The organism is Virgibacillus salarius (assembly GCF_039521925.1).
Classification (GTDB): domain Bacteria; phylum Bacillota; class Bacilli; order Bacillales; family Amphibacillaceae; genus Virgibacillus; species Virgibacillus salarius.
Genome location: NZ_BAAACY010000102.1, coordinates 1 through 4,742, shown reverse-complemented (window position 1 = coordinate 4,742; position 4,742 = coordinate 1). Strand labels below are relative to the sequence as shown.

Here is a 4,742-nt window from a genome sequence, read left to right as displayed (position 1 = left end):
TTTGAATGATATAAAGTAAACGGGAGAAAAACGGAGTAATTCTGAGATAATTTTAATTTATAGAGGGAGGGTGAGCGACCTCTAAAACAGAGATAGGAAAAACAGTCCCAAAATGGAATGACCTAGGCATTCTTATGGGGGTCATTTACTATTTTTAAATACCAATCGATAAGTAAGTTAAGGGGTGTATTGTTTAAGAAAAAGCCAATCATAACCTTGGTAATTGTAGCAACAATAATTTTGGTTCTTCTGGATTTGGTGAATCGGTAGTCCCAGTTTCATCTTGACTATATACATTAAATTCAGAGAAATTATTCCATTAGATATAAGCTCGGTAAACAAGCAAAGGTTATCTTATTTACTTAGCACAGTCTTTACTTTTTTACTCAAATTCTAGTTATAGTATTAGATATATGGAAAGCTTCTTTTTCACTTGAGAATAAAAAGTAGAAATATAGTGATTATAGCCAACCCACATAATACAATTGTTTGTCCTGTTTTGCTTTTGTGGTAAAGATATCCAAACAGAAAATATAATAAAGCTGCAACAAAGTAAAAAATAAGTCCTGTAATAACTTTGTCTTTACTATATTCGTGAGCATAAGCCATAAAATATAATAGTACTGACACTATTGATACTAGACCGATTAAATTTAATAGTTTATATGTACTCATTCTGCCTTTTAAAGCCTCCATCCACCTTTCTCGTCTAAACCTACCCTCTTAAGAGAAAAGAACCTTATTTGTAACTTTGATTTACTAAAAATCAATCCGATGAAGTTTAAAAGTGACTGTATTATTCTTGGGTTGCCAACGTTCATCATAGGAATATTGGTAGGTCATACCCGATTTTTCTAGAACCCTACCACTTCCAATATTATTTACATCATTGGTAGCAAAAATGGACTTGAAACCATCTTGTTTCAAGCGTTTTAGTAGAGCCTTACTGGCTTCTGTCGCAATTCCTTTGCCCCAGTAACTTTTTAAAAGACCATAGCCTAATTCAGCGCTACCTTTTTCTTCATCGATTTTAGAAATACCGATATAACCAATAACTTTATGATTTGCTTTTTCTTCGATTGCATAGTGATATGCTATCTTTTGATCATATTCCTTATAGATAGTGTTATAAAGATATTCCTTTGTTTCTTCAATGGACTGAAATGGGAACCACGGAAGAAATTTATTGACTTCTTCATCGTGATAAATTTCAAACATATCGTATAAATCATCATCGGAGAACTTTCTTAATTTTAAACGATCTGTTTCGATAGTTGGTGTATTTAATTTTTTCACTTATTTCTCTCCCTCCCATAAATTTGTATCCAATACCATATTCTCTTAAAGCATAACCTATCATAATGTCAGAATTAAGGCAATGCTTTAATAATACAAAAAATACCTTAACTAAAAACTTTGTATTTTTTTACTTGTCCAGTATTGTAAACACTTATAGAAAGACTAGATTTATTATGTTATGGATTATCCATCCTTTCCTGATTAGTCCTAAATGTAATCATAATCACAAACGTAATTAGAAATATAAAAGCTAAACTGAATAATGTTTCAATTTCTTTTATTTTACAACAGCATGATTATCACAATATACCATTTTCACATTTTCAGCATAACTAACGCGGAAATAGTATTCATATTATTATTAGTGGTCATATGCATCATAAACTAATCGTAATATACGAATGAAGATTAGTGGGGTTATGTTGGCTTTTAATTAATGTTTTTTAAACCACAGGCTCTGCCTGTGTGAGAATTCAACTTGTAGAGTTGTAACAGAAAAATCTCTTTTCGATATAATAGAGTTGGCTGTCAAACCGACTCTATATATAGAAAAGAGATCTACTCATGTCGGTTGACAATAGTTTATCACACACCCGAAGAATTGTAAGTATCACATAGTCTTTATACCCAAGTACAGAAGGAAAGAAATTTATGGCGAGTTAAGAAGAGACATCGGGGTGATCTTAAGACGTTTATGTGAGATGAAAGATTAGAAATTATTGAGGCTCATGCCATGACTGACCACATCCATATGCTGGTTAAAATACCACCAAAAATGTCAGTGTCTTACTTTATGGGTTACTTAAAAGGTAAAAGCTCTTTAATGATCCATGATAGACATGCCAACTTAAAATACAATCATGGGAACCGCACATTTTGGGCTAAAGGTTACTATGTCAGTACAGTGGGGCTCAATTAGTTGGACGCCTAAAATAAGTTAATAATCCCGGCAAATGAAGCCCCTTAACTTTAAAAAGTAACGATAGCTTCCGTACACCTTTTCAATTTCTGATTAAGTGGGATCCCCCTTTATTTTTCATCACTTCTGCTAATGCCTTAGAATTTAAATCTTTTTCCTTATATAATTTATCAATGATATTAAAATAGTCCTCTTTATTTCTATTTTGGCTTAATTTATATGCAGTTTGAACTTCTTGAATTTTAATTTTAAATCCAACAATACCTTTGATTTGTTTTTTAGTTTGTAAAGAAAGATTCTCCCATAAAGCTGGTTTCTCACGAGCTTGTTCATATTTTTGTAATAGAAGTATAAGATCTTCTTGCAATTCTTGTTCATTCATAATACTAGCTGTTCCATATACATGGATAGATTGATAATTCCATGTTGGCACATTTTCAGATTTATACCAAGATGATGAAATATAGGCATGTGGACCTTGATACATAACAAGGACGTTTTCATTCTCACCTTCTAACGTTCTCCACTGAGGGTTAGCATAAGCCAGGTGTCCAGTGATAAAGTAATTATCTCCTTGTTTATGTAACTCTAAAAGTAAATGAGTAGCAATAGGTTTCCCTTGTTTTGTTGTTACAATTGTGCCAAAAGAGTTCTTCTCAATAAATTCTTTGATTTCATCAAGGTCTGTGACTTTAAAATGCTTAGGAATATACACGTAAACCCACCTTTCTAAAAGTTATATGAGTGTTTTTTCCATTATAAAGTCCGTTTGTTCTTCATCACCCATGTAAAAAGAGTGGGCTCCAGTTTGGACAAACCCCATTTTCTTATAAAAAGCAATGGCATTTTCATTTTTTTCCCATACTCCTAACCAGATTTTCTTAATATGTTGTTCAATCGCATTTTCTGTAGCCTTATTTAGTAGATATTTACCAAGTCCATGTTTTTGAAATTTATTTTTTATATAAATCCTCTCGATTTCAAGTGATTCATTATCAAATTCTTCCGTCTGAGCATCAGCGGTATTGATTTTTAAATATCCAGCAATTTCACTAGCAAAATAAACAAAAAAGAATTGCGAAGAAATATTGGATAATTCTTTTTCTAATTGTTTTAAGTTAAATGCTCTTTCCAGATAGGCATTCATATTTTCTGGTGAATTTTGATGTTTAAATGTTTCGATGAATGTTTTAATACTTACTTCTTGAAGTGTTTGTAAATCTTCATGATTGCACTTTGCTATTCTCACATTCATTTTAGTATATCGCTCCTTTATTTAATCAATAATTTCTCTTGTTTCCCTTTTTTACAAATTCCCAGTCTTTTTCTATATTTTTACTTACTCTTTGAAGAAGACTAAAAATGATTTCTTCTTCGCTTTCTGAAAAGCCTTCTAATGCAACAGAATTGGAATAATTATTTTCTCTTTTTATAAAAGGATAAACATTATCACCCTTATTTGTCGGATAGATTTTCTTGATTTTTTTGTTATGTTTATCTTCTTTCTTTTCAATAAAGCCATTAATTTCAAGTTTTTTTATAGCACGTGCTGCAGTTGTACGATCTACTTTTATCATCTCGGCCAATTTTTCTTGAATGATTCCTGGGTTTTCACATATTCGTACAATGTACAAATACTGTCCTTTTGTAAGGTCATATTCTTTAAACTCTATATTACTTATAGAATCTAATGCCCTTGCTATCATTCCAATTTCACGTAGAATTTCCTTCATAATGAACTCCTTCACATATATTTTTGTTGAAATACAATGAAATTTCCATACACTAAACTTAACTTATTTATGTTGCATTTGCAACATAAATAAAAATTTTTTCTCTAAAATTTATCTTCTGCACATACTGAATCCTAAAACTTTTACGTTAATTTTTTGATTATAATTCCTGCCAATTTTGCATCTGTAAATTTATCATCACTATAATCCTTATATAAAAAACCCACCTTATAACAACTATTGATAGAAGTTAAAAGGGGGCAATATTATTGTAATGTGCGAAAATCTCAATAGAGATTGTTCAATTTGTAATAAGCAATTATTCTATAATAAATAAAATCTTATCTTAGGGATTACTACTACAAACACTTTGTAAACTATTAGTTGCCATTTGCAATCTTAAATTTATTTTATAAAAAATGAAATTATTGTAATTTAAGGAGGGATTAGTGTGGGATATTTCATTTGGACACAGAATAAAAAGTTTGAGAGTAAAAAGATAAAATTACAATTGATGAAGAAGGGTACTTTGAAAATTTTTGTGACTGCTAAACTAAAGTAGACAGTTTCCGCTAGATTAGAAGAAACACTTATTTACCCAAATATACCAGTAAAATATATAGCTCTCCCATTGTATGATATTTAAGATTATACACACATCAATGGAGGGCGCAGAAAAGGTGGATAAGTGGGAAATGTATATGGAGATTCAACAGTTAAATAAGCAAGGATTTAGTAAATCGAAGGTGGCGGAAAAGTTGGGGGTATCAAGATCAACGGTGTATCGCAAC

General features: G+C 30.9%; 5 protein-coding genes and 1 pseudogene. 2 read left to right on the top strand and 4 right to left on the bottom strand.

Annotated elements, in window-relative coordinates; genetic code table 11:
• Nucleotides 1-759: 759 nt before the first annotated feature.
• Nucleotides 760-1,296 carry a GNAT family N-acetyltransferase gene (locus ABDZ84_RS13470; protein WP_343781887.1) on the bottom strand — a complete coding sequence of 179 codons (537 nt, stop codon included), beginning with the start codon at nucleotides 1,294-1,296 and terminating at the stop codon, nucleotides 760-762.
• 567 nt (nucleotides 1,297-1,863) lie between these two features.
• On the opposite strand from ABDZ84_RS13470, the pseudogene tnpA reads away from it, so the two are divergent.
• Nucleotides 1,864-2,215, top strand: a pseudogene (gene tnpA, locus ABDZ84_RS13465) (IS200/IS605 family transposase); the annotation flags it as partial.
• Between the two features lie 85 nt (nucleotides 2,216-2,300).
• On the opposite strand, the gene ABDZ84_RS13460 reads toward tnpA, so the two are convergent.
• From ABDZ84_RS13460 to ABDZ84_RS13450, 3 genes are read right to left on the bottom strand one after another with little or no spacing between them, the layout of a single operon-like run.
• Complete coding sequence (locus ABDZ84_RS13460; RefSeq protein ID WP_026683007.1) at nucleotides 2,301-2,933, bottom strand: FMN-binding negative transcriptional regulator; 633 nt, start codon at nucleotides 2,931-2,933, stop codon at nucleotides 2,301-2,303.
• 21 nt (nucleotides 2,934-2,954) lie between these two features.
• Entirely contained in the window at nucleotides 2,955-3,473 is a 519-nt protein-coding gene (paiA, locus tag ABDZ84_RS13455) for a spermidine/spermine N(1)-acetyltransferase (RefSeq protein ID WP_026683008.1), read from the bottom strand.
• 25 nt (nucleotides 3,474-3,498) lie between these two features.
• The gene (locus tag ABDZ84_RS13450) at nucleotides 3,499-3,951 is read right to left on the bottom strand and encodes a MarR family winged helix-turn-helix transcriptional regulator (RefSeq protein WP_166531037.1); all 453 of its coding nucleotides are present in this window, start codon (nucleotides 3,949-3,951) and stop codon (nucleotides 3,499-3,501) included.
• A 635-nt stretch (nucleotides 3,952-4,586) separates the two neighbouring features.
• On the opposite strand from ABDZ84_RS13450, the gene ABDZ84_RS13445 reads away from it, so the two are divergent.
• The coding region (locus tag ABDZ84_RS13445) for a helix-turn-helix domain-containing protein (protein WP_343781889.1) at nucleotides 4,587-4,742 on the top strand (156 nt) is incomplete at its 3' end.

What these genes read in the sequence shown, in the direction of transcription:
- paiA (WP_026683008.1), bottom strand. Translation starts at nt 3,473, where the DNA reads ATGAATGTGAGAATAGCAAAGTGCAATCATGAAGATTTACAAACACTT.
- ABDZ84_RS13450 (WP_166531037.1), bottom strand. Translation starts at nt 3,951, where the DNA reads ATGAAGGAAATTCTACGTGAAATTGGAATGATAGCAAGGGCATTAGAT.